25 protein-coding genes are annotated in these 21,229 nt (G+C 70.1%); 15 read left to right on the plus strand and 10 right to left on the minus strand.

What is annotated here, in order from left to right:
• Positions 1 to 196 (minus strand): SRPBCC domain-containing protein (locus QZV94_RS06755; RefSeq protein ID WP_293677044.1); only part of this gene is annotated, 196 nt, incomplete at its 3' end.
• A gap of 3 nt (positions 197 to 199) precedes the next feature.
• The gene (locus tag QZV94_RS06760; protein WP_293677045.1) at positions 200 to 538 is read right to left on the minus strand and encodes a helix-turn-helix transcriptional regulator; all 339 of its coding nucleotides are present in this window, start codon (positions 536 to 538) and stop codon (positions 200 to 202) included.
• A gap of 77 nt (positions 539 to 615) precedes the next feature.
• Here QZV94_RS06760 and QZV94_RS06765 point away from each other — a divergent pair, with 77 nt between their 5' ends.
• The 3 genes from QZV94_RS06765 (at position 616) to QZV94_RS06775 (ending at position 2,545) form a co-directional block, all read left to right on the plus strand.
• A complete protein-coding gene (locus QZV94_RS06765; RefSeq protein WP_293677046.1) occupies positions 616 to 1,122 on the plus strand; it encodes an ATP-binding protein in 507 nt (168 codons plus the stop codon).
• A 4-nt stretch (positions 1,123 to 1,126) separates the two neighbouring features.
• A complete protein-coding gene (locus tag QZV94_RS06770) occupies positions 1,127 to 1,492 on the plus strand; it encodes a VOC family protein (RefSeq protein WP_293677047.1) in 366 nt (121 codons plus the stop codon).
• A gap of 87 nt (positions 1,493 to 1,579) precedes the next feature.
• Positions 1,580 to 2,545: a zinc-binding dehydrogenase gene (locus QZV94_RS06775; protein ID WP_293677048.1), complete on the plus strand. Its 966-nt coding sequence runs from the start codon at positions 1,580 to 1,582 to the stop codon at positions 2,543 to 2,545.
• Here QZV94_RS06775 and QZV94_RS06780 read toward each other — a convergent pair.
• Positions 2,542 to 3,174, minus strand: a complete 633-nt coding sequence (locus QZV94_RS06780; RefSeq protein ID WP_293677049.1) for a glutathione S-transferase family protein — start codon at positions 3,172 to 3,174, stop codon at positions 2,542 to 2,544. The genes QZV94_RS06775 and QZV94_RS06780 overlap by 4 nt on opposite strands.
• A 192-nt stretch (positions 3,175 to 3,366) precedes the next feature.
• Here QZV94_RS06780 and greA point away from each other — a divergent pair, with 192 nt between their 5' ends.
• The 4 genes from greA to pseG all read left to right on the plus strand — a co-directional run bounded on the left by greA (position 3,367) and on the right by pseG (position 8,538).
• Positions 3,367 to 3,840 carry a transcription elongation factor GreA gene (gene greA, locus QZV94_RS06785; RefSeq protein ID WP_293677050.1) on the plus strand — a complete coding sequence of 158 codons (474 nt, stop codon included), beginning with the start codon at positions 3,367 to 3,369 and terminating at the stop codon, positions 3,838 to 3,840.
• A gap of 109 nt (positions 3,841 to 3,949) precedes the next feature.
• A complete protein-coding gene (locus tag QZV94_RS06790) occupies positions 3,950 to 4,885 on the plus strand; it encodes a mitochondrial fission ELM1 family protein (RefSeq protein WP_293677051.1) in 936 nt (311 codons plus the stop codon).
• A gap of 130 nt (positions 4,886 to 5,015) precedes the next feature.
• Positions 5,016 to 7,361 (plus strand): calcium-binding protein, encoded by a 2,346-nt coding sequence (locus QZV94_RS06795; protein WP_293677052.1) that lies wholly within the window; start codon positions 5,016 to 5,018, stop codon positions 7,359 to 7,361.
• A gap of 157 nt (positions 7,362 to 7,518) precedes the next feature.
• Positions 7,519 to 8,538, plus strand: coding sequence for a UDP-2,4-diacetamido-2,4,6-trideoxy-beta-L-altropyranose hydrolase (gene pseG / locus QZV94_RS06800; RefSeq protein ID WP_293677053.1), 1,020 nt, complete (start codon positions 7,519 to 7,521; stop codon positions 8,536 to 8,538).
• A 10-nt stretch (positions 8,539 to 8,548) separates the two neighbouring features.
• On the opposite strand, the gene QZV94_RS06805 is transcribed toward pseG, so the two are convergent.
• Both QZV94_RS06805 and QZV94_RS06810 read right to left on the minus strand, forming a co-directional pair.
• Positions 8,549 to 9,208 carry a DNA alkylation repair protein gene (locus QZV94_RS06805; RefSeq protein WP_293677054.1) on the minus strand — a complete coding sequence of 220 codons (660 nt, stop codon included), beginning with the start codon at positions 9,206 to 9,208 and terminating at the stop codon, positions 8,549 to 8,551.
• Positions 9,209 to 9,242: 34 nt separating this feature from the next.
• On the minus strand, positions 9,243 to 9,395 hold the full coding sequence (locus QZV94_RS06810) for a hypothetical protein (protein WP_293677055.1): 153 nt from the start codon (positions 9,393 to 9,395) through the stop codon (positions 9,243 to 9,245).
• A 108-nt stretch (positions 9,396 to 9,503) separates the two neighbouring features.
• On the opposite strand from QZV94_RS06810, the gene trxB reads away from it, so the two are divergent.
• The 3 genes from trxB to QZV94_RS06825 all read left to right on the plus strand — a co-directional run bounded on the left by trxB (position 9,504) and on the right by QZV94_RS06825 (position 11,292).
• Positions 9,504 to 10,505, plus strand: coding sequence for a thioredoxin-disulfide reductase (trxB, locus tag QZV94_RS06815; protein WP_293677056.1), 1,002 nt, complete (start codon positions 9,504 to 9,506; stop codon positions 10,503 to 10,505).
• A gap of 115 nt (positions 10,506 to 10,620) precedes the next feature.
• Positions 10,621 to 10,779: a hypothetical protein gene (locus QZV94_RS06820; protein ID WP_293677057.1), complete on the plus strand. Its 159-nt coding sequence runs from the start codon at positions 10,621 to 10,623 to the stop codon at positions 10,777 to 10,779.
• 27 nt (positions 10,780 to 10,806) lie between these two features.
• Positions 10,807 to 11,292 (plus strand): GNAT family N-acetyltransferase, encoded by a 486-nt coding sequence (locus QZV94_RS06825; RefSeq protein WP_293677058.1) that lies wholly within the window; start codon positions 10,807 to 10,809, stop codon positions 11,290 to 11,292.
• Here the strand turns inward: QZV94_RS06825 and QZV94_RS06830 are convergent.
• The 3 genes from QZV94_RS06830 to QZV94_RS06840 all read right to left on the minus strand — a co-directional run bounded on the left by QZV94_RS06830 (position 11,284) and on the right by QZV94_RS06840 (position 13,782).
• Positions 11,284 to 11,673: a VOC family protein gene (locus QZV94_RS06830; RefSeq protein WP_293677059.1), complete on the minus strand. Its 390-nt coding sequence runs from the start codon at positions 11,671 to 11,673 to the stop codon at positions 11,284 to 11,286. The genes QZV94_RS06825 and QZV94_RS06830 overlap by 9 nt on opposite strands.
• A 69-nt stretch (positions 11,674 to 11,742) precedes the next feature.
• A complete protein-coding gene (locus QZV94_RS06835) occupies positions 11,743 to 12,612 on the minus strand; it encodes an AraC family transcriptional regulator (protein WP_293677060.1) in 870 nt (289 codons plus the stop codon).
• A gap of 48 nt (positions 12,613 to 12,660) precedes the next feature.
• Complete coding sequence (locus tag QZV94_RS06840) at positions 12,661 to 13,782, minus strand: cell wall hydrolase (protein WP_293677061.1); 1,122 nt, start codon at positions 13,780 to 13,782, stop codon at positions 12,661 to 12,663.
• A 245-nt stretch (positions 13,783 to 14,027) separates the two neighbouring features.
• Between QZV94_RS06840 and QZV94_RS06845 the strand changes: the two genes are divergently transcribed.
• The 5 genes from QZV94_RS06845 (at position 14,028) to QZV94_RS06865 (ending at position 19,891) form a co-directional block, all read left to right on the plus strand.
• A complete protein-coding gene (locus tag QZV94_RS06845; protein ID WP_293677062.1) occupies positions 14,028 to 16,004 on the plus strand; it encodes an ATP-binding protein in 1,977 nt (658 codons plus the stop codon).
• 171 nt (positions 16,005 to 16,175) lie between these two features.
• Positions 16,176 to 17,261 carry a quinolinate synthase NadA gene (gene nadA, locus QZV94_RS06850; protein ID WP_293677063.1) on the plus strand — a complete coding sequence of 362 codons (1,086 nt, stop codon included), beginning with the start codon at positions 16,176 to 16,178 and terminating at the stop codon, positions 17,259 to 17,261.
• Positions 17,261 to 18,781 carry an L-aspartate oxidase gene (locus tag QZV94_RS06855; protein WP_293677064.1) on the plus strand — a complete coding sequence of 507 codons (1,521 nt, stop codon included), beginning with the start codon at positions 17,261 to 17,263 and terminating at the stop codon, positions 18,779 to 18,781. The genes nadA and QZV94_RS06855 overlap by 1 nt, the downstream gene beginning before the upstream one ends.
• Positions 18,778 to 19,629: a carboxylating nicotinate-nucleotide diphosphorylase gene (gene nadC, locus QZV94_RS06860; RefSeq protein WP_293677065.1), complete on the plus strand. Its 852-nt coding sequence runs from the start codon at positions 18,778 to 18,780 to the stop codon at positions 19,627 to 19,629. The genes QZV94_RS06855 and nadC overlap by 4 nt, the downstream gene beginning before the upstream one ends.
• A gap of 46 nt (positions 19,630 to 19,675) precedes the next feature.
• Positions 19,676 to 19,891, plus strand: a complete 216-nt coding sequence (locus QZV94_RS06865) for a hypothetical protein (protein ID WP_293677066.1) — start codon at positions 19,676 to 19,678, stop codon at positions 19,889 to 19,891.
• 6 nt (positions 19,892 to 19,897) lie between these two features.
• Here the strand turns inward: QZV94_RS06865 and QZV94_RS06870 are convergent, their stop codons facing one another.
• Both QZV94_RS06870 and QZV94_RS06875 read right to left on the minus strand, forming a co-directional pair.
• A complete protein-coding gene (locus QZV94_RS06870) occupies positions 19,898 to 20,440 on the minus strand; it encodes an AAA family ATPase (protein ID WP_293677067.1) in 543 nt (180 codons plus the stop codon).
• A 44-nt stretch (positions 20,441 to 20,484) separates the two neighbouring features.
• A complete protein-coding gene (locus tag QZV94_RS06875) occupies positions 20,485 to 21,171 on the minus strand; it encodes a DJ-1/PfpI family protein (protein ID WP_293677068.1) in 687 nt (228 codons plus the stop codon).
• Positions 21,172 to 21,229 lie beyond the last annotated feature (58 nt).

Raw genomic sequence — 21,229 nt, forward strand, 5'->3', positions numbered from 1 at the left:
CGTAGCGGTAGCGGCCGCCGACCCGCAGGTCGACCGTGCAGTGGGGCATGCTCCATCCATCGGGACCGAGCAGCCAGCGCTTGATGAGCTCGGGCTTGGTGTGGGCGTCCCAGATCAGCGACGCCGGAGCGTCGAACTCGCGCACCACGGTCACTTCGCGGTCGGACGGCGTGGTCACGGTGACGGGCTTGGGCATCGTTCAGTCCTTCTTCTCGGTTTTCATCTCTTCGAGCAGGCTGTCGAGGCGGCCGAAGTTCGCCTCCCAGAGTTCGCGGTAGCGTTCGATCCACATGTTGGCCGCCTCCAGCGGCTTGGCTTCGATCCGGCAAGGCCGGCGCTGGGCGTCACGACCGCGGCGGATCAGGCCGGCGCGTTCCAGCACCTTGAGGTGCTTGGAGATGGCCGGCTGGCTCATGGCGAACGGCTCGGCCAACTCGGTCACCGACGCTTCTCCGCTGGCCAGCCGCGCCAGGATCGCCCGGCGCGTGGGGTCCGCCAGCGCTTGGAAGGTCGCGTCGAGCTCTTGTTCATAACTCATACGTTATGGAACTATATGGTTATGTATAGACCGTCAACCCGCATCGACGGCTTTTCGGCGATCGGCTATGCGGGGCCATGTCCGCGAACCCGACCCTCCATGTGATCTTCGGCCCCTCAGGCGCGGGCAAGACCACCTACGCCCACACCTTCGCGCGGCGCGAGAAGGCGGTGGCCTTCGTGCTGGACGAGTGGCTCGCTCGCCTGTTCGCCCCCGATATGCCCGACCCGCTCGAGTACGAATGGATGGTCGAGCGCGTGCAGCGCTGCGAAGCGCAGATCTGGTCGACCGCGGCTGGCTGCCTGGCGGCGGGGACGTCCGTCATCCTCGACATCGGCCTGATGACCCGCGCAGACCGCGCGCGAGTGCGCGAGATCACCGAGGCGACCGGCTTGCCCCTCCAGTTCCATTTCGTCACCGCCAGCGCCGACGTGCGCCGCGCCCGCGTGGCGGAACGCAACGTGGTCCGCGGCGAGAACTTCGCCATTGAGGTGCGACCCGAGCACTTCGACTTCATCGAAGGCGTCTACGAAGCTCCCGAGCCGGGCGAGCTGGAAGGCGCCGTCATCTCCGAGAGCGACTGACGCCGTGAAGCTGGCGACCCTGATGGTGCTCACGCCGGACCTGACCGAGGCCCGGCGGTTCTACGAGACGATCCTGGGGTTCGAGGTGGTCTCGGAAAGCGCCGACCTGCTGGTGCTCGACCATGAGGGCGCCGCCTTCCATGTCTTTCGCTGCGAGGCGGACGCCCCCGTCGTCCGACACGGGCGCGACGCGGCCACGGTCGCGGTGTTCGCCGTCGCGTCCATTGACGACGCGATGGCCAGCCTGCGGGCCAAGGGTGTCGAGTTCCTGCACCGCACGCCGGGGGCCAACCGGTTCGGCCGCTACGCCGCGTTCAAGGCTCCGGGCGGCAATGTTCACGAGATCTTCGAACCCGACGCGGACGCCTGACCCTTCCCGAGCTCCGCTGTTCAATGCCACTGTCAGACGCAAGAGCCGTCACGACCCGATCCTGACGGCTCCGGGGGACCGGAAGGCATGAGAGCCGTCGTCATCACCGAGAAGGGACCGGCGCTGCGCGAGATCGCCCAGCCGGAGGCCAAGCCGGGCCAGGTGCTGGTCAAGGTGCACGCCAATGCGCTGAACCGCGCCGACCTGGCCATGGCCGCCGGCCACCTGCACGGGACGCGTGGGGGTGTCGGAGCGGTGATGGGTCTGGAGTGGGCCGGGGAGATCGCCGCGCTCGGCGCCGGCGTCAACGGCCTGTCACTCGGCGATCGGGTCATGGGCTCAGGTGGGTTCGCCGACTACGTGGCGGTCCCGGCCGGGCAGGTTCTGCGCATCCCCGACGCCAATCTGAGCTTCGAGGAAGCTGCCTGCTTCCCGGTGGCGCTGCGCACCATGCACAACGCCATCGTCACCGCGGGGGCCTTCCAGGCCGGCGAGACCGTGCTGATCCAGGGCGCCTCCAGCGGCGTCGGCATCCTCGGGATGCAGATCGCCCGCGAGATGGGCGCGGCGAAGGTGATCGGCTCGTCGACAAATCCGCAGCGCCGCGCGCGGCTGGCCGAGTTCGGAGCGGACCTGGCGATCGACACCTCCGATCCGGACTGGGTGCAGGCGGTGCTGGACGCCACCGGCGGCAGGGGCGTGGACCTGATCGTCGACCAGGTCTCCGGCGGCCTGGTGACACCCAACATGCGCGCGGCCCGCGTCCTCGGACGGATCGTTAACGTCGGCCGGCTGGGTGGGACGAAGACACACTTCGACGCCGACCTGCACGCGCTGCGGCGCATCACCTATGTAGGCGTCACCTTCCGCACGCGCACCGCCGAGGAGGTGGCGGAGATCACCCGCGCCCTGCTGGCAGACCTGACCCCGGCGCTGGAGGCGCGGCGGTTCTCGATGCCGATCGACAGCGTCTTCCCGCTGGAAGGCTTCGCCGAGGCGCTGGCGAAGATGAAAGCCAACGAGCACTTCGGGAAGATCGTGCTGCGGCACTAGCCGGCGGGCGGGAACAGTTGCGCCGGCCAGGTGGCGTCGGCCGCGCGCTGGCAGGCGGGACGAGCCGCGAGGCGAGCGTTGTAGTCGAGCAGCGCGGGACTTTCCGGCAGCTTCCTGTTGTAGAGCAGCATCGACAGGCCGCCACCGAGCGCCACGTCGGCGGCCGTGAACGCATCGCCTGCGATGTATTCGTGTCGCGAAAGGGCCGTCTCCAGCACGCGCACCATGTCGTCGTAGGTCCCGAACCCCGTGGCGCCGCCCGGCAGGTCGATCGCGCGCGAATGCAGTTCGGCGACAGGATCGAGCACGGATGCGGCGTAGACCATCCATCGCAGATACTCGCCGCGGCGGGGATCCTCGATCCGCGGCGCCAGCGTACCGTAGCCATAGCGGTCGGCCAGGAAGATGCAGATCGCCGGGGTCTCACTTACCGTCGCCGCGCCGTCGGTCAGCGCCGGCACCTTCCCTGACGGGTTTATTTTCAGGTACCGAGGGTCCTTCTGCTCGCCCTTGGCGATGTCGACGGTCTGTACGTCAAAGGGTACGCCCAGTTCTTCCAGCATCCAGTAGGCGATGAAAGCCCGGCTGGCCGGCGAGTGATAAAGTGTGATCCCGCGCTTGGCTGCCATGGCGCGCTCCTGAGCTGCGCCCTAAGTTAGGGTCGCGCCCCCGGTGGACAAGTCGCCTTGGGCAAAACGGACCGGCCTCGCTTCACTGACACGCGCTCTTGCTTTTTGCGCCGCACAATTCTAGTTTCTTTGCCCCCGGGACGCGCTCGCCCGCGGCCGGGTTGGGGATCATCAAGGCGACCTCGAGTTACGATGGAAAAAGTGCCGATGACCGCCGAGGGCTATAGCGCCCTCGACGAAGAACTGAAGCGTTTGAAGACCGTGGAGCGACCGGCTGTGATCGCCGCGATCGGCGAAGCGCGGCTGCACGGCGACCTGTCCGAGAACGCCGAGTACCACGCCGCCAAGGATCGCCAAGGCTGGATCGAAGGCCAGATCGCCGAGATCGAGGACAAGATGGCCCGCGCTCAGGTCATCGACGTATCCAAGCTGTCCGGCGCCCAGATCAAGTTCGGGGCGACCGTTTCGGTGATCGACGAGGACACCGAGGAAGAGGCTCGCTACCAAATCGTGGGCGAGCACGAGGCGGACGTGAAGCGCGGCCGCGTCTCGATCACCTCGCCAATCGCGCGCGCGATCATCGGCAAGGAAAAGGGCGACGTGGTGGAGGTGATCACCCCCTCCGGCGCCAAGGCCTATGAGATCACCAAGGTGGAGTGGGTCTGATCCCATGAGCCGAGGCTCCCTTCTCCTCACCCTGGGGGCGAGGAGAGTCGCGCCCCGGCCTCCGACCTGATCGATGGCCGAAGCGCCGCGTCCCCTGAGGATCTGGGCCGTGTCCGACGGCCGCGCCGGCATCGAGGCCCAGGCCCTTGGCCTCGCCGAGGCGGTGGCCCGCCGGCGGCCCGCCCATATCGCCGTCAAGCGGATCGGCTGGCGTTTCGGCCTGGGCCGCCTGCCCTGGCGGCTGATCCCGCCGTCGGCGCGGACCGGCGATCCGATCACGGCCCCATTTCCCGACATCTGGATCGCCGCCGGCCGCGCGACCGTGCCGTTGTCCACCCGGATGCTGGCGTGGAGCGGCGGCAAGACCTTCGTCGTGCAGACCCAGAACCCGCACGCCCCGCTGGACCGGTTCGACCTGGTGGTCCCGCCGGAGCATGACGGCCTGACCGGCCCCAACGTGGTCCCGATCCTTGGCGCGCCCAACCGCATCACGCCGGAGAGGCTGGCGGTGGACCTGGCGCGGTTCGAGGATCAGATCGCCCCGCTGCCGCACCCGCGGGTCGCGGTGATCGTCGGCGGACGCTCAAAGGCCCACCGCCTGCCGCCCGGCCACGCCAAGGCGACCGCCGAAGCCATCGTCCGCACCGTGGCCGCCGCGGGCGGCGCGGTCCTTGTCAGCTATACGCGGCGCACCCCCGCTCCGGCGCGCGAGGCGATGACCCGCACCCTGGGCGCCGTGCCGGGGATCATTTGGGACGGGTCGGGCGAGAACCCCTACTTCGCCTTCCTGGCCGCGGCGGATGCGATCCTGGTGACCGAGGACTCCACGAACCTCGCCACCGACGCCGCGGCGACGGGCAAGCCGGTGTTCGTGTTGCCGCTGCCGGGCGACAGCGCCAAGCTCCGGCGCTTCCACGCTGAACTGGAGCGGCGCGGCCTTTCGCGACCCTTTGTCGGCGCCTTGACAGCCGACCAGGCGCCGCCGCTCCGTGAAACGGACGCAGCGGCAATTGAACTGTTGCGCCGTTACGACGGCGCGGACTGATCGCGCCGGAAAACTCAACCTAAGGCAATGGTTTCTTGCCGGTCTCGCGGGGCTCGGTAACCTTAGCTAAGGAATTGTAGGTAGCCTGCCGGTAAGGGACAGCAACCGATTCGCTTTTGGGGGCCGCACAGTGGCGATCTTTTTCTTCGACGAGATGACCGAGGCGCAGGCCTCCGCCTATAATCCGAGCACTGACCAGATCATCTTCAACGCCCCGGGCGTCACCGCGGCGCAGGTGTCGGTCGTCTTCGTGCCGTTCACTGCGACATCCCCGGACTTCATCGTCCTGACCTCGCCCACCAAGTCCCTGACCTTCAACGACCCGGGCGGCTTCCGCGGCGAGACCGACGCGGTCTTCCCCGACAGCTCCCTGCTGTTCGCCGGCACCGTGGGCGCCGACAACCAGGCCGGCCGGGCGGGCGCGGACGGCCTTTTCGGCGGCCTGGGCAACGACACCCTTACCGGGCTTGACGGCAACGACGTCCTGCAGGGCAACCAGGGCGAAGACAGCCTCGACGGCGGCGCCGGCGACGACATCATCTATGGCGGTCGCGACAACGACACGATCGTCGTGGGGACGGGCGTCAACCCTGAGATCCTCCAGTTCGCGCAGGGCAACCTGGGCGACGACACCATCACCGGCAGCGCCAACGCCGACCTGCTCCTGGGCGGCCAGGGCAACGACGTCATCAGCGGCGGCACGGGCGCCAACTTCCTGCTCGGCAACCTGGGCGACGACATGGTGACTGGCGGCTCCGGCGCCGACAACATCGCTGGCGAAGGGGGCGCGGACGTCATCGTGGGCGGCGGCGGGGCCGACACCCTGAGCGGCGGCAGCGAGGGCGACGACATCGCCGGCGGCACGGCCGGCGACAGCATCGACGCCGGCACGGGCGACGACAGCGTCGCGGCCGACGACGGCGCCAACACCGTACTGGGCGGCGACGGCGCCGACACCATCACCGCGGGCACGGGCGCGGACACCATCGACGCCGGGATCGGCAACGACACCATCGGCGCGGGCGCGGGGAACAACACCGTCCTCGGCGGGACCGGCAACGACACGGTCGTGGCCCTGGGCGGCGCCGACAACATCAACGGCGGGGACGGCGACGACACCATCAATGCCGGCGACGGCGCCAACACCATCACCGGCGGCGCCGGCAGCGATGCGGTCGCGGTGGGCAGCGGCGACGACTCGGCGACGCTCGGCGACGGCGACGACACCTACACCAGCACCGCCGGCAACGACACGGTCGACGCGGGTGCAGGCGCCAACACCATCACCCTGACGGCCGGCGGGGGCCTCTTCACCTCGCTCGGCGGCGGCGACATGATCACCGGCGCGACCACTGACGCCACCTTCGATGTGGGCGCGGGCAACGACACGATCACCTCGGGCGGGGGCAACGACAGCGCCACCCTGGGCGACGGCGACGACAGCATCAACGCCGGCGCGGGCAACAACACCGTCATCGGCGGGGCCGGGGCCGACGACATCATCACGACAGTCGGCAACGACAGCATCGACGCCGGCGAAGGCATCAACGACGTCAACGCGGGCGACGGCAACAACACCGTCCTCGCCGGCTCGGCGGTAGACAACATCACCACGGGGGCGGGCAACGATTCGGTCTCCGGCGGAGGCGGCGCCGACATCATCATCACAGGCGCAGGCCTCGACATCATCTCCGGCGGCGCCGGCGACGATATGATCACCTACACCAACCGCGGATCGGTGACGGCCGGGACTGACAACGACACCGTCGACGGTACGGCCAGCACGGTCGACAGCATCATCGATGGCGGCGCCGGCGACAACCAACTCGCGTCGGGCGGCGGGAACGACCTCGTGAGCGGCGGTTCCGGCAACGACGTGATCGATTCCGGCGGCGGGGCGGACACCATCAACGGCGGCGACGGCGTGAACGACCTGGACGGCGAGGGTGGCGACGACTCCATCACCGGCGGCTCGGGCAACGACGTCATCACCGGCGACATCGGCAACGACGTCATCGTCACCGGAGCCGGTATCAACACCGTGGATGCCGGCGACGGAGCCGACACGATCACCAGTGGCGGCACGACCAGCATCACCGGCGGCCTGGGCGTCGACTCGATGACGGCCGGCTCCGGCGTCGACACGTTCGTCTTCGGTGCGGGTGACACAGGGATCACGGCAGTGACGGCAGACGCCATCAGCGGTTTCTCCAGCGCCGACCGCCTCGAGTTCGGGCTCGCCGCAGGCACGGTTCCGAACTACGAGGAGGCCGCCGCCGGGGGCGGAAATGACTTCGCCGCGGCGCTGGCGGCGGCAGACGGGCTGCTGGACGGGGCCGGCGTGATCTACGCGGCCATCAGCTACTCCGGCGGAGTCGGCGTCTTCGTCGACGACGACAACGACGGGTCTGCCGATCAGGTCGTAATCCTCGTTGGCGCAGCGCTCACCGACGTGAGCGAGGCCAGCATCCTCTAAGGCCTCACGCACCCACTTCGCGAGGGCCGCCCTTCGGGGCGGCCCTTTGCATTTGTGGCGCATCGGTCCATTCGGAGGCGATGTCGCCCACGCTCCCCCGGATACGGCTTCCCAGCGGGCGCCCCGATGTTGCCCTGTTCGGAGGTCATCGGCAGCTATGAGCGGCCCGCGAATCCTCTTCGTCGTCGACGCCGGCCCCGGCGTGGGAGGCGGCCACGTCATGCGCTCCCTGACGCTGGCCCAGGCCATGGAAGCGCAGGGCGCGCGCTTCGCGTTCGTTGGCCCGCCGGCCATGGCAGAGATGCTGAACGCATTCGCCCCCGACGCCGTGCGGATCGTGGCCGACGACACCGCCGCAGCCGTCGGGCGGGAAGCCTTCGACGCCATCGTCTTCGACCACTATGGCCTTTCGGAGCCGGACCACCGCGGCATGGCCGGGACCGCGCCTGCGCTTGTGATCGACGATCTGGCCGACCGGCCCCTGGGCGCCGATGTGGTCCTCGACGCCGGCCCGGAGCGCAAGGCGGAAGACTACCTGGGCTTGGCGCCGGAGAGCGCGCGCCTGTTGCTGGGGCCCAGCTTCGCCCCCGTACGACCGGAGTTCGCGGCGTTGCGCGGCCCCGCGCTGGCCTGGCGTGGCGAGCCGGTGCAGCGAATCCTGATCGCCATGGGCCTGACCGACGTGGACGGGATCACCGCGCGCATCGTCGAGCGGGTTCGTCCAAGGGTTCAGGACATCGGCCTGGACGTGGTCCTGGGCGCGGCCGCGCCAAGTGCGCCCGGCCTGCAGAAGATCGCGCGGCGCGATGGCCGGCTCCTGCTGCATGTGGACACCCCGCACATGGCGCGGCTGACGGCAGAGGCCGATATCGGGATCGGCGCGCCGGGGTCGTCCACCTGGGAGCGCTGCACCCTGGGCCTGCCGTCGGTGCTGGTGGTGCTGGCCGAGAATCAGCGGCCCGCCGCCCGGGCCATGGCCGAGCGAGGCGCGGCCCTGGTGGTCGATCTGGCCGACGCGCGGTTCGAGGAGGACTTCGACCGCGCTCTCCTGCGACTGTTGCGTGACAGCGCCGCGCGGCGCGAGCTGGCCGTGCGGAGCGCGGAGATCTGCGACGGCCTGGGGGCCGGACGCACCGCCGAGATTTTCCTGAGACTGATCGCCGCCCGCGCGGGCTAGCGGGGCGGGACTATGCGCGCCCGCTCTTGAGCCCGGTCGTCAGCTTGTTGCGCAGTTCCCGGCGGACGCGGGCGGCGAACTTGCCACCATGCTCGTCCATAAAGGCCACGACGGCGTCGCGATCCTTCTGCGACAGGTAGCGCAGCGCCCACGAGACTGCCTTCTCGATCATGTCCTCCCGGTCGCCCGCCAGGCGCAGGCAGATCGGCAGGGTGCGGCCGGGATCCCCGCACTTGCCTGGCAGGCTGGCGTTCAGGCCGACCGTGGCGACCAGGGCGGACCGGCGGAACCACATCTGCGGGTGACGCGACCAGCCGTCGATCAGGTCGTCGGAGATCCGCCCCTTGGCCCACAGCGGCCCCGACAGGATCGTGCCAAAGGCATCCGTGGCGTACCAGGAGGCGATCCGGCCGGCGAACTCGGCGACCTGCGCCTCGCTGACGGCGTCAAAGGCTTCGGGATGGAAGCGGATGAGTTCATAGGCGACCCACTTGTCCTCCTGGCGGGCATCCCGCTCCAAGGCCTGGGCGATCGCGATGACCTCCGCGGCCGGCGCCGGCCTCAGTCGGGTCGACCAGTCCTTGCGCACGGCGCGCATCGAGGGCGTGTTGCGGCGCGGCAGGGCGGCGATCGCTGCGCGGATCTCGGTGGCGATGGCGTCGGCGTGCATGCCGCCAGAGGCTAGCACACGCCGGCGCCCCGTCTCAGCTGCGCGGCTTGCGGTTGCGATTCCCGGCGATGCCCAGCGCAAGGCCGAGCCCAATGCCGAAGCCGACGCCCAGCCCGGCGTCGCCGAGAGCAGCGCCAATGGCGGCGCCTATGCCAGCGCCGACGGCGATCCAGAGTCCGAAATTCATCCTTTGACCTCATGACTTTGGCGGGAGGGATCAGATGGGGTCGCGAGCCCGGTCGCCAGCGCTGCCGTCATGGTCGCGCCGCGCCGGAATCGTCACTACATTGGGGGCATGTCCGAACCTCGCTCCGTCCGCTGCCTGATCGTGGGCTCCGGCCCCGCCGGCTACACCGCCGCCGTCTACGCCGCGCGCGCTCTGCTGAATCCCGTGCTGATCCAGGGCATCCAGCCCGGGGGCCAGCTGACCATCACCACCGACGTGGAGAACTATCCGGGCTTCGCCGACGTCATACAGGGCCCCTGGCTGATGGAGCAGATGCAGGCCCAGGCGCAGCACGTGGGCACGGAAATCGTGACCGATATCGTCACGTCCGCGGATCTCTCGCGGCGGCCATTCCGTCTGGAGACGGATTCCGGCCAGGTATGGCTAGCCGAGACCCTGATCATCGCCACGGGCGCCCAGGCCAAATGGCTCGGCCTGGCCACCGAACAGAAGTTCCAGGGCTTTGGCGTCTCGGCGTGCGCCACTTGCGACGGCTTCTTCTACCGCGGCAAACCGGTGATCGTGGTCGGCGGCGGCAACACCGCCGTCGAGGAGGCTCTGTTCCTCACCAACTTCGCCTCGAAGGTCACCGTGGTGCACCGCAAGGACGAGTTCCGCGCCGAGAAGATCCTGCAGGAACGGCTGTTCAACAATCCGAAGATCGAGGTCGTGTGGGAGCACGTCCTGGACGAGGTGCTGGGCGAGAGCGACCCCCTGGGGGTCACCGGAGCGCGGCTGAAGAACGTCCGGACCGGCGAGACCCGTACCGTTACCGCCGACGGCGTGTTCATCGCTATCGGCCACGCGCCCGCCTCGGAGCTTTTCAAAGGCCAGCTGGAAATGGACGCCTCCGGGTACCTGAAGGTGCAGGCCGGAACCGCTTCGACCGCGATCCCGGGGGTCTACGCCGCCGGGGACGTCACCGACGACGTCTACCGTCAGGCCGTGACCGCCGCCGGCATGGGCTGCATGGCCGCTCTGGAAGCCGTGCGCTTTCTCGCCGAGGTCGACCACGCCGAGGCTAAGCATCCGATTTCCCATGAGGAAGCCCAGAAGATCGGGGCCTGGTGAGAAGGCGCGTAGGCCCTCGGCCAGGGAACATTGCATTCCGGCCCGTTGTTAGCCGCGTGTGAGCAGCGACAACCTAAGTGCGAGCGACCGCTATCGTATGCAGGCGGAGGTGGTCATGCGCCTCGCCGCGAAGGCCGGGAGCCCGGCCGAGAAGGACGTCTACAGTCAGATCGCCGAGGGGCGGCGTAAGCTCGCCGCCGAGGCGCTGCGCCACGAGCGCCAGGACCTGCCCGTGCCCCCAGCCGAGACCCGCAGCTTTCGCCACCGCGACTGACAGGCCGCGAGCGGCTACTGTGGCGCGATGATCCGCTACGCCCGCGCCGCCGACCACCCGGCTATCACCCAGATCAACACCCTGGCGTTCGGTCAGCCCGATGAGGCGGCCCTGATCGCGAGGCTGCGCGCCGGCGGCGATGTGCTGTTCGAACTGGTGTCCGAAACGGAGGGCGCAGTGGATGGCCATATCCTGTTCAGCCGGTTGTGGGCCGACAGCACGGCGCTGTTCGCCGCGCTGGCGCCGATGTCCGTGCATCCCGACCGGCAGCGCGCCGGCCTGGGTTCGGCCCTTGTCCGCGCGGGGCTGGAGAGCGCCCGCGAGTTCGGCGCCCACGGGGTGTTGGTCCTGGGCCACCCGGCCTACTACCCGCGTTTCGGCTTCGCCGCAGAGACGGCCGGCAAGATATCCGCGCCCTATGCCGGGTCCCCCGCATTCATGGCCCTGGCGCTGGAACACGGCGCCTTCGACCATCCGCTCAGCGTCGCCTACCCGGCGGCCTTCTCAGGCTGACGGCTTCCACCCCTTCGGCGCTTCCATCATCAGCGCCAGGACGTGGCCGTCCGGGTCGTTGAAGAAGGTCATCCAGAGGTCGTGGTCCTCCATCGGCGCGGTCAGGTGGGTCTGGTCGACGAAGGCCACGCCGCGCAGCTCCAGCTCACGCCGGGCCAGCACGATGTCGGCGACACGGAAGTAGATCGGGGACCCCTGCTTCGGTGCGTCGCCGTTGTCCTGTTCCAAAAGCAGCCGCAGTCCCGCGCAATCGAAGAACGCCAGGCCGCCAAATCGGAACAGCTTCCTCAGGCCCAGGACCTCGCCATAGAACGCCTCGGAGCGGTCAGCATCGGCGACGCCGAGCGCGATCTGGCCCACGGGGCCCAGACTGAAGGCCATCTTAGGTTCTCCTCATTCGAACGCGCGCCAGCTTAGGGACCGCGGCGCCCGCGCGCGCGACCGGGATTGCTAATTTCGAGCCGCCCGGCGGTAGGCGGTGGGGCTCATCCCGTAGCGACGGCGGAATGCGCGGCCGAACGCGCTGGCGGTCTCGTAGCCGGCCCCGAACGAGATCTCCTCGATTAGCCCGGCTGGCCCCCTCAGCAGGTGCGCCGCGCGATCGAGGCGGAGGCCCTCAGCGTACTTCATCGGCGTCACGCCGAAGACCGCGCGGAACAGGCGCAGCAGGTGGAACTTCGACAGTCCGGCGGCCCGGGCAACCTGTTCGAGGTTCTCGGCGCCGCCGTCGGCGATGATGGCGCGCGCCACCTCCAGTCGCGCCAGCCGGTGGCGGGCGGTGGTCGCCTTGACCGCGCCGGTCCGCCGGGCGTCCCCCCGATGGCGACGCGCCGACGCCACGGCGGCGTCCAGGACCAGCAGCAGCCGCGCCTCCAGGTCGAACGGCCATGCGGACGAATCGGCTAGCTCGTCGCGCAGCGCCGCCTGTTCGGTCGCAAAGCCGGGCCGAAAGACCACGTTCGGGAACTCCGCCAGCGGGTCGCCGCCCGAGGCCTGCCGCACGAGGCTGTCGGGAAAGAAGATGCAGAATGTCTCCGACGGGCCCTCGAAGCGCATGTCGTAGGGCTGGCCGCTGTTCAGCAGCATCAGGCTGCCAGGCCGCAGCACATGGGTCGCCCCCTCGGAACGGTAGACCACCCGCCCCTTCGGCGCCCACTTGACCGAGAAGGCGGCGCCGACCGAGCGCGCCTGCCAAGTCTCGGCATGGCCGTTGAGGATCGCAATGCGAGACGCCGCTTGCGGCGACCCGAGCCAACGTGTGCGGCCACCATCGGGCGCAGCGGCGCCGGTCACGTTGTGCTGGATCGCGGTCGTGGTCACGGTTCGTAACCGTCGCGCCACCAGAGTCAGGCGTCAACGGCGCCCTGCCTAGTCGGAGGGCGCAGCCTGGGTCGCCAGCCCGGCGGCGGCCGGGCGGTCCATCGTGCGTTCCAGCGCCTCGAGGCTCTGGTTGATCCGTCGGACCTCGTCTGCCGTCGGCTGGCGACGCGCGGGCATCAGAACTCCCTGGACACGCGTGCGTTCGGCGCCGGGCACGGAGGGATCGAAGACGCTGTAGGTGCGCACCTCGCCGGCCACCGCCAGCGTGATTTTCCGCTCCGCGGGGATTCCCTGCAGCTCGGGCGACAGCAGGGCGCCCTGGGTGCGGTTGTCGATTCCGCCCAGCACCGCCCGCGTCAGGTAAGCCTCGCCGCCGGCATAGCGGCCGGTGAAGGCGGGCGGTTCGCCCCAGGGCCCGGTCCAGCGGTAGAAGATGTGCTGGCCGACCTTGACCATCTTCACCAGGGTCGGGGCCCAGTACGGTGCGACGTACTGGGCGTGATAGTGGGTGGCGGATCCCACCTGCTTGTCGACGTAGCCGGACAGCGCCCGTTCGGCGACCGAGCGCGCGCGCTTCCAGAGCGCCGCCTGGGGCGCGTAGCGGAGCGAGCCGTCGCAGGTGAAGGTGAACTGGCAGCCGGTGGTCCGCGCCGAGCCCTGGTAGACCACCCCGCAGACGGACTTCGGATAGGCCGGATGGCGCAGGCGGTTGAGCACCACCTGGGCGACGGCCTCCTGGCCCACCTCCGGCTCGCGCGCGGCCTCATAGTAGACCGCTTCCGCCAGGCACTGCACGGCCCGGGCGCGTTCGACACCGGTGGCCGCCAGGACGAAGGGCTTCATGGGGCGGATCGGCAGCCGGGCGAACGGCCGCAGCGCGTTGATGTCCTCGGCCGTCTCGCCCTCGGCGGTGACCGACGCCTCTCCCAGGGTCGGAGCCTCGGTGATATCAAGGCTGCCCCACCCGACCGGGCGGGCCCATAGGTCGGGCTGCCGCACGGCGGGATCGTGGCGCATCGCGAGTGACCGCATCGCGGGATCCATCCCGGCAACCAGCCGATCCAGCGCGGGGCCGTCGAGCGAACGGCTGGCAAGGGCAGCCCGGTCACGCGCCGCGGCCTCGTCCCCGCCGGGCGCGATGTCGCGGCCGGCAACGACGGCCGTCAGCACCAACAGGCACCCTACCCCTGCCCACAACAGGCGGGGCCGACGTTCCAGATTGAGCTTCAGGACGTTGTTTCCCCTCTGGCTTCCGGCGTCGCATATAGGTGCAAACTGGCCATATTGGGACCGGTCACGGCAATTTTCGTGCAAACCGCCGGCAATCCACGGCGCACGACGACCGGTTGCGCGGAGTTCGGTCGCACTTCATGCTGGTGGCGGACGCCGATGCCTCGGGGGGATACTAGCCGTCTATGACGCCAGCGCTGTGGCCGTTACGGCTGATCCCGCGACGTTCTCCGCCGTTCCTGATGGGCCTGGCGATATCCGTCGGCTCCCTGGCGGGCGCGATGACGTTGCGCGGGGTGCTGCTTGGCTGGCCCGAGGCGATCGGGCTCTCGGCCACGACCCTTCCCGCCCTCATCGTCGCCACCCTCTACGCCGGATCCCGCTGGGGCTGGGCCGCGCTGGTCGTCTCCCTGCTGCTGAGCCGCCTGACGCCCTTGAGCACCAACCTCAACGAGTTCGCGGTGCTGGCGATGTTCATGGTCTCGGGCGCGGTGACGGTGTTGGTGTCCTCCAGCCTGCGCTCCGCCCTATTGCGGCTGGACGAGGCCAATGCCGCCCAGGCCACCGTCCAGAAGTCCCTCGAGGTCACCGAGGCCCGCTTCCGCACGCTGGCCGACAGCGCGCCCGTGCTGATGTGGGTCACCCGCACCGACGGCCTGCGCGAGTTCGCCAACCGGGCCTATGTCGACTTCCTCGGGGAGCCGTACGACAGCGCCATCAAGTTCGACTGGCGCAAGGTGCTGCACCCGGACGACGTCGTCCGCATCCTCGAGGAACAGGTCGCGGGCGAGGCCTCGCGACAGCTGTTCGTCCTGGAGGCCCGCTATCGCCGGCACGACGGCGAGTACCGCTGGGTCCGCTCGATCTCGCAGCCCCGCCAGGGGCCGGACGGGGGCTTCGCCGGGTTCATCGGCGTCGGCTACGACACCACCGACGCCAAGCGCGCCGAGGAGGACCTGAAGCGCATCAACGACCTCCTGTCCGAGCGGGTCGAGGCCGCCCTGGCCGAACGAGACGTGGCGGCGGCGGCGCTGCAGCGCGCGCAGAAGCTGGAGGCGGTCGGGCAGCTGACCGGCGGCGTGGCCCACGACTTCAACAACCTGCTGACGGTGATCATCGGGGCACTGGACCTGATGCAGCGCCATCCCAAGGACGAAGCTCGGCGCGAGCGAATGATCGAGGCGGCCCTCGGCGCCGCGCGCCGCGGCGAGCGGCTGACCCAGCAGCTGCTGGCCTTCGCGCGGCGCCAGGCGCTGAAGCCGGAGCCCGTGCACGTGGACGCCCTGCTCAAGGATACCGAAGCGCTGCTGGGCCGCGCTGTGGGCGAGGCGGTGAGCCTCATCATCGCCCCGGCTGCGCCCGCGGCCGTGGTCAGCATCGATCCCGGCCAGTTCGAGTCGGCGATCCTGAACCTGGCGGTGAACGCCCGCGACGCCACGCCCCCCGGCGGCCTGATCCGCATCGAGACCGCGCCCGTGACCGTCGCCGCCGGCGAGGTCGCCGAGTTGGAGGCCGGCGACTACCTGCGGGTGAGCGTCCACGACACCGGCGCGGGCATGGACGAGGCCACCATCGGGCGCGCTTTCGAGCCGTTCTTCACCACCAAGCCGCCAGGCCGCGGCACGGGCCTGGGCCTGAGCCAGGTCTATGGCTTCGCGCGGCAGAGCGGCGGAATGGCCACCGTGGACAGCGCACCGGGCAAGGGCTCCAGCGTCTGCCTCTACCTGCCGCGCGTCGCAGGCGACGCCAGCGCGGCCGCGCCGGAGGCTCTGCCCGTGGCGATTGCGGAGCGCGGACCGGCCCTGCGCGTCCTGGTGGCCGAGGACGACGCGCAGGTCGCGGAGCTGGTGGAGGCCATGCTGCGCGACCTCGGGCACGACGTGCGGCTTGCCGAGGACGCCGACGCGGCCCTAGCGGTCCTGAACACCGGCGAGCCGTTCGACCTTCTGCTCACCGATCTGGTCATGCCTGGGGACAAGTCCGGCGTGGACCTCGCGAAGGCGGCGGTGGCGCTGCGGCCGGCCCTGCCGGTGATCCTGTCGTCCGGCTACACCGGTGACGTCCTGGGCCCGGCGGAGAGCGCGCCCTGGCCGTTGCTGCGCAAGCCGTATGGACCGGAGGCCCTCGCCCGCGTGATCGCCGAGGTCACGACGCCTTCATAACGCCGGTTCGGTTTCTTGGCTCAAAAGTCGAAAACGGGGTTGCACTCGCCGCTGAGAGGCTTATATTTGTTTTGCTCCAAGTGAGCATAAGTGAAGCGCCCGGGTGTTGGCCAGCCTCGGCGCGTTTTTATAGGCCCGAGAAATGCTCAAACTGAGCATAAGGAGGTTCCCATGGCGGCCGACGGCTTCCAGTTCCCGTTCACTCCCGAGATCCAAGCCACCACCATGCCGGCGTGGGAGAAGGTGAAGGGACACGTCACGCCGATGGAGTGGCAGGTCCAGGCCCCGCTGATCGCCGAGATCAATCGCCTGAAGCGCGAGAAGAACGCGGTGATCCTGGCGCACAACTACATGACGCCCGAGATCTTCCACGGGGTCGGCGACTATGTCGGCGACAGCCTGGGCCTAGCCAAGGAGGCCGCCCGTTCCGACGCCGCGGTGATCGTCCAGGCCGGCGTGCACTTCATGGCCGAGACCTCCAAGATCCTGAGCCCCGAGAAGCGCGTCCTGATCCCGGACCTGCGCGCGGGCTGCTCGCTGGCCAGCTCCATCACCGGCGCCGACGTGCGGCTGATCAAGCAGCGCTATCCGGGCCTGCCGGTGGTCACCTACGTGAACACCACCGCCGACGTGAAGGCGGAGACCGACATCTGCTGCACCAGCGCCAACGCCGTGCAGGTGGTGGAGGAGGCCGCTCGCCTGTGGGGCGTCGACCGGGTGATCCTGATCCCCGACGAGTTCCTGGCCCGCAACGTGGCGCGGCAGACCGACATCAAGATCATCGCCTGGCAGGGCCGCTGCGAGGTGCACGAGCGCTTCACCGCCGCCGACATCCTGGAAATGAAGGCCGCCTGGCCTGACGCCCAGGTGCTGGCGCACCCTGAATGCCCGGCCGAGGTGCTGGAGGTCGCAGACTTCGCCGGCTCGACGGCCGCCATGAACGACTATGTCGTGAAGAAGCAGCCGAAGCGCGTGGTGCTGGTCACCGAATGCTCGATGGCCGAGAACGTCGCCGCCGAGGCGCCCAACACCGAGTTCCTGCGGCCCTGCAACCTGTGTCCGCACATGAAGCGGATCAGCCTGGAGAACATCTACGAGGCCCTGCTGCACGACCGCTATGAGGTCACGGTGGACCCCGTCGTCGGTGAGCGCGCGCGGCTGGCCGTGCAGCGGATGATCGACCTGCCGCCGCCGGCCACGCCGGCCCGCTACGACCTGGTCAAGGCCCGGCACCACGTGGACGTGGAGCTGATCTAGTGGCGCGCCGGATCGTCCATGATGGCGTGCTGGTGGTCGGAGCGGGGCTCGCCGGCCTCTCCGCCGCCCTGGCCGCGGCCCCGGCCAAGGTGCTGGTGCTGACCGAAGCGCCCCTGAACCACGGCTGCTCGTCCGCCTGGGCCCAGGGCGGGGTGGCTGTGGCGCTGGCCGCCGACGATGCGCCCGAACTGCACGCCGCCGACACCGTGGCGGCGGGCGCGGGCCTGGTGGATCCGGCCATGGCGCGGCTGATGGCCGAGGAAGGCCCGGCCGCGGTGCGCCGCCTGGCCGCGCTGGGGGCGCCCTTCGATCGCACCGCCGATGGCGGCTTCGCCCAGAGCCTGGAGGCCGCCCATGGCAAGGCCCGCGTGGCCCGCGTCAAGGGCGACCAGGCCGGTCGGGCGATCATGGAGGCGGTGACTGTCGCCGTGCTCGCGGCCCGCCACATCGAGGTGCGCGCAGGCGCCAAGCTGACCGGCCTTCTACAGGACGCGACCGGCCGCATCCGAGGCGTCATGGCCCGCATCAAGGGCGAGAGTGTGGAGATCACCGCTCGCGCCGTGATCCTGGCCACCGGCGGTATCGGGGGACTCTACGCCGTGACCACCACGCCCGCGGAGTTGCAGGGCGACGGCCTGGGCCTGGCCGCCCTGGCGGGGGCGATCGTCGCCGACCCGGAGTTCGTGCAGTTCCACCCCACAGCCATCGACATCGGGCGCGATCCCGCTCCGCTGGCCACCGAGGCCCTGCGCGGCGAAGGCGCGGTGCTGGTGAACGGCGACGGCGAGCGGTTCATGGACCGCTACCACCCGGCCGCCGAGCTGGCGCCACGCGACGTGGTGGCCCGCGCCATCCACGCCGAGCGCGAAGCGGGCCGCGGCGCGTTCCTCGACGCACGGTCGGCAGTTGGCGCCCACTTCCCGGAAGAGTTCCCGGCCGTCTTCGCCGCCTGCCTGGCCGGAGGCGTCGACCCGCGCACCCAGCCGATCCCGGTCGCGCCGGCCTGCCACTATCACATGGGCGGGATCGCTACGGACGCGGAGGGGCGTACCTCCCTGCCCGGCCTCTATGCAGCCGGCGAGTGCGCTTCGACCGGCGTGCATGGGGCCAACCGCCTCGCCTCCAACTCACTCCTGGAAGCGGCGGTGTTCGGCGCCCGCGCGGGCCGCGCCGCCGCTCAGGAGGCGCCAATGCCCGCCGCAAGCACGGCCGTCACCGCCGAGGAGCTGCCGCCTGCCGCCCTGCAGGCCCTGCGCCAAGCCATGAGCCGCGACGCCGGCGTGGTGCGGACCGCCGAGGGCCTGACGCGCCTGCGCGACCTGATCGACAACCTGGAGGCCGCGCACGGCCGCAGCGCGCCGCTAGTCGCCGCGCGGCTGATCTGCGCCGCCGCCCTCGTCCGTCGAGAGAGCCGCGGCGGCCACTTCCGCGCCGACTTCCCCGACGCCCAGCCCGCGGCGCGCACGCGGATCACCCTGAGCGACATCGCCGAGCCCGGCCTGCGGTTCGCGGCCGAATGATCGAGCCCCTCCCCGATCTGCTGGTCGCGCCTGTGGTGCGGGCCGCGCTCGCCGAGGACCTGGGCAGGGCCGGCGACATCACCGCCATGGCCTGCGTGCCGGCGGACACCCAGCTGACCGCCGTCTTCGCCGCCCGTCGCGGCGGCGTCGTCGCCGGCCTCTCCTGCATCCGCCTGGCCTTGGCCGAACTGGACCCGGCCGTGGCCTTCGAGGCGCTGACCGAGGACGGCATGGCCGTCCCCGCGGGCACAAACCTGGCGCAGGTGCACGGCAACGCGCGCGCCATCCTGAGCGCCGAGCGCACGGCGTTGAACCTGGTCGGTCGTCTCTGCGGCATCGCCACCCTGACGCAGGACTTCGTTGAGGCCATCGCCGGGACGAAGGCTCGGATCACCGACACCCGCAAGACCACGCCCGGCCTGCGGGCGCTGGAGAAGTACGCCGTGCGCTGCGGCGGCGGCGTCAATCACCGCTTCGGCCTGGATGACGCGATCCTGATCAAGGACAACCACGTCGCCGCCTGCGGCTCGGTGGGCGAGGCGGTGCGTCGCGCGAAGGCCTTCGCCGGCCACCTGGTGAAGGTGGAGGTGGAGGTCGATAGCCTGGTGCAGCTGCAGGAGGCGCTGGCCTACGACCCCGACGTGGTCATGCTGGACAACTTCAGCCTGGCCGACATGCGCGAGGCCGTGAACCTGGTCGCCGGCCGGGTGACCCTGGAGGCCTCCGGCGGCGTCACCCTGGAGACCGTCCGCGACATCGCCGCCACCGGCGTCGACGTGATCAGTGTCGGGGCCCTCACCCACTCCGCCAAGGTGCTCGACATCGGGCTGGACGCGGTGAGCAACTAATTCACCGGCTGGCTGGTTGACCTCTTCCGCAGAGGAGGACCACCGCATGCCGCACCGAGCTCCCCCGATCCCGCCGGCCCAGCGCGCCACGCGAGGCGAGAAGCCGCACATCGAAGGCTCCGACGCCGAGCGTCGCGACGAGGCCACCGGATTACAGTCGCACCAGCCGGGCGACGCCGACGCGAACCTTAAGTCGCAGGGGCGCTACGGCAACCGCCAGCAGAACGTCGACGCCGTGCAGCACCGGCATCAAGGCCGCTGAACGCACCTACGCCAGCTTGAAGCGCCCGGCCTGCAGGCCCTCGGCGACCACCGCCACGGTGTCGTCGGGGGTCTGGCCGCTCGTGTCCACGATGTGGTCGTCGTCAACCGCGAGGTCGTGGAAGGCCTGCCACATCTGGCGGATCACGGCCGCGTCTGTCATGGCGTTCGGCGTCGTGCGCGCGGTCCCGCGGGCTGTCGTCGTGGCTAGGTCCGGCCGCAGGAGCACGTAGCGCAGGTCGATCGCGTGGGTCTTCGCCGCCGCCAGCCACGGTTCGAAGAACCGGCGGCCGACGATGCCGTCGACAAACACCTCATAACCGCCCTTGGCGCAGATCGCAGCCTGGGTCGCCATGGCATCCATCAGGGTGGTGTTCTGGCGGTGCGACTCTGGCTTCCACGGCTCGATGAAGCCCTTGGCGATGTAGGCGTAGATGTCGTCGGTGTGGATGTGCATCGTCAGCGGCTCCGCCGACTCCTGGGCGAGCCTACGCGCCACAGTGGACTTGCCTGCCCCCGGCGGCCCCGTCACGATCACGATCCGGCCCATGGCGGCCGCCATAGACCAGGCCGGCGCGCGGAACCAGAGGCCCGCTAGGCTGGCGTAGGTCGCCCGGCCGCTTCTGCGGCGGCCGCGGTGCGGCTCTCCACCGCGTGGGCCATCAACGCCTGCACCCGTGCCAGCACCTCTGGCCGCGCCAGTTCCGGCCGCCCCGAGTTGAAGGGCGGCGCCGGCGCATATTCCAGGCCGAGCTGGACGCCCTCGGCGTAGTCGCGGCCGGCCAGTTCCTCCAGCAGCACGAGCGCGAAGTCGATCCCAGCCGTCACCCCGCCGCCGGTGATGATGTTGCCGTCGCGCTCCACCCTTGCTTCGGAGACGATCGCCCCGAACGGCGTGAGCAGGTCGCGCCAAGCCCAGTGGCAGGCCGCGCGCTTGCCCTTCAGGAAGCCGGCCGCGCCAAGGATCAGCGAGCCGGTGCACACCGAGGTCAGATAGGTCGCGCCAGCGCCGAGGCGGCGGATCTGCGCCATGAATTCGGCATTGAGCATCGCCTCGGTGGTTCCGAAGCCCCCCGGCACGCAGAGCACGTCGCAGCGCTCGATCGCCGCGAGGTCCGCGAGCCGGCTGAACGTCAGCCCCTCGGCCTCGATGTCCTGCCCGCCCAGCGACGCGACGGTGACCGTGGCGTCGGGGACGCGGACCAGCACCTGGTGCGGCCCTGTGAAGTCGAGGTGGGTCACACCGGGATAGAGGGCAAAGACGATCTGCAGCTTGGACATGGCGACCTCCGCAACACTTGACGGCCAAGGCGTACGCCTGTCAGGTTCTGGCTGGAAT

The organism is uncultured Phenylobacterium sp. (genome assembly GCF_902826855.1).
Classification (GTDB): domain Bacteria; phylum Pseudomonadota; class Alphaproteobacteria; order Caulobacterales; family Caulobacteraceae; genus Phenylobacterium.

Excerpts from the sequence above, each read along its gene's own strand:
- QZV94_RS06760 (WP_293677045.1), bottom strand. The coding sequence starts at position 538 with ATGAGTTATGAACAAGAGCTCGACGCGACCTTCCAAGCGCTGGCGGAC.
- QZV94_RS06765 (WP_293677046.1), top strand. The coding sequence starts at position 616 with ATGTCCGCGAACCCGACCCTCCATGTGATCTTCGGCCCCTCAGGCGCG.
- QZV94_RS06775 (WP_293677048.1), top strand. The coding sequence starts at position 1,580 with ATGAGAGCCGTCGTCATCACCGAGAAGGGACCGGCGCTGCGCGAGATC.
- QZV94_RS06780 (WP_293677049.1), bottom strand. The coding sequence starts at position 3,174 with ATGGCAGCCAAGCGCGGGATCACACTTTATCACTCGCCGGCCAGCCGG.
- greA (WP_293677050.1), top strand. The coding sequence starts at position 3,367 with ATGGAAAAAGTGCCGATGACCGCCGAGGGCTATAGCGCCCTCGACGAA.
- pseG (WP_293677053.1), top strand. The coding sequence starts at position 7,519 with ATGAGCGGCCCGCGAATCCTCTTCGTCGTCGACGCCGGCCCCGGCGTG.
- QZV94_RS06805 (WP_293677054.1), bottom strand. The coding sequence starts at position 9,208 with ATGCACGCCGACGCCATCGCCACCGAGATCCGCGCAGCGATCGCCGCC.
- QZV94_RS06810 (WP_293677055.1), bottom strand. The coding sequence starts at position 9,395 with ATGAATTTCGGACTCTGGATCGCCGTCGGCGCTGGCATAGGCGCCGCC.
- trxB (WP_293677056.1), top strand. The coding sequence starts at position 9,504 with ATGTCCGAACCTCGCTCCGTCCGCTGCCTGATCGTGGGCTCCGGCCCC.
- QZV94_RS06820 (WP_293677057.1), top strand. The coding sequence starts at position 10,621 with ATGCGCCTCGCCGCGAAGGCCGGGAGCCCGGCCGAGAAGGACGTCTAC.
- QZV94_RS06825 (WP_293677058.1), top strand. The coding sequence starts at position 10,807 with ATGATCCGCTACGCCCGCGCCGCCGACCACCCGGCTATCACCCAGATC.
- QZV94_RS06830 (WP_293677059.1), bottom strand. The coding sequence starts at position 11,673 with ATGGCCTTCAGTCTGGGCCCCGTGGGCCAGATCGCGCTCGGCGTCGCC.
- QZV94_RS06845 (WP_293677062.1), top strand. The coding sequence starts at position 14,028 with ATGACGCCAGCGCTGTGGCCGTTACGGCTGATCCCGCGACGTTCTCCG.
- nadA (WP_293677063.1), top strand. The coding sequence starts at position 16,176 with ATGGCGGCCGACGGCTTCCAGTTCCCGTTCACTCCCGAGATCCAAGCC.
- nadC (WP_293677065.1), top strand. The coding sequence starts at position 18,778 with ATGATCGAGCCCCTCCCCGATCTGCTGGTCGCGCCTGTGGTGCGGGCC.
- QZV94_RS06865 (WP_293677066.1), top strand. The coding sequence starts at position 19,676 with ATGCCGCACCGAGCTCCCCCGATCCCGCCGGCCCAGCGCGCCACGCGA.
- QZV94_RS06870 (WP_293677067.1), bottom strand. The coding sequence starts at position 20,440 with ATGGGCCGGATCGTGATCGTGACGGGGCCGCCGGGGGCAGGCAAGTCC.
- QZV94_RS06875 (WP_293677068.1), bottom strand. The coding sequence starts at position 21,171 with ATGTCCAAGCTGCAGATCGTCTTTGCCCTCTATCCCGGTGTGACCCAC.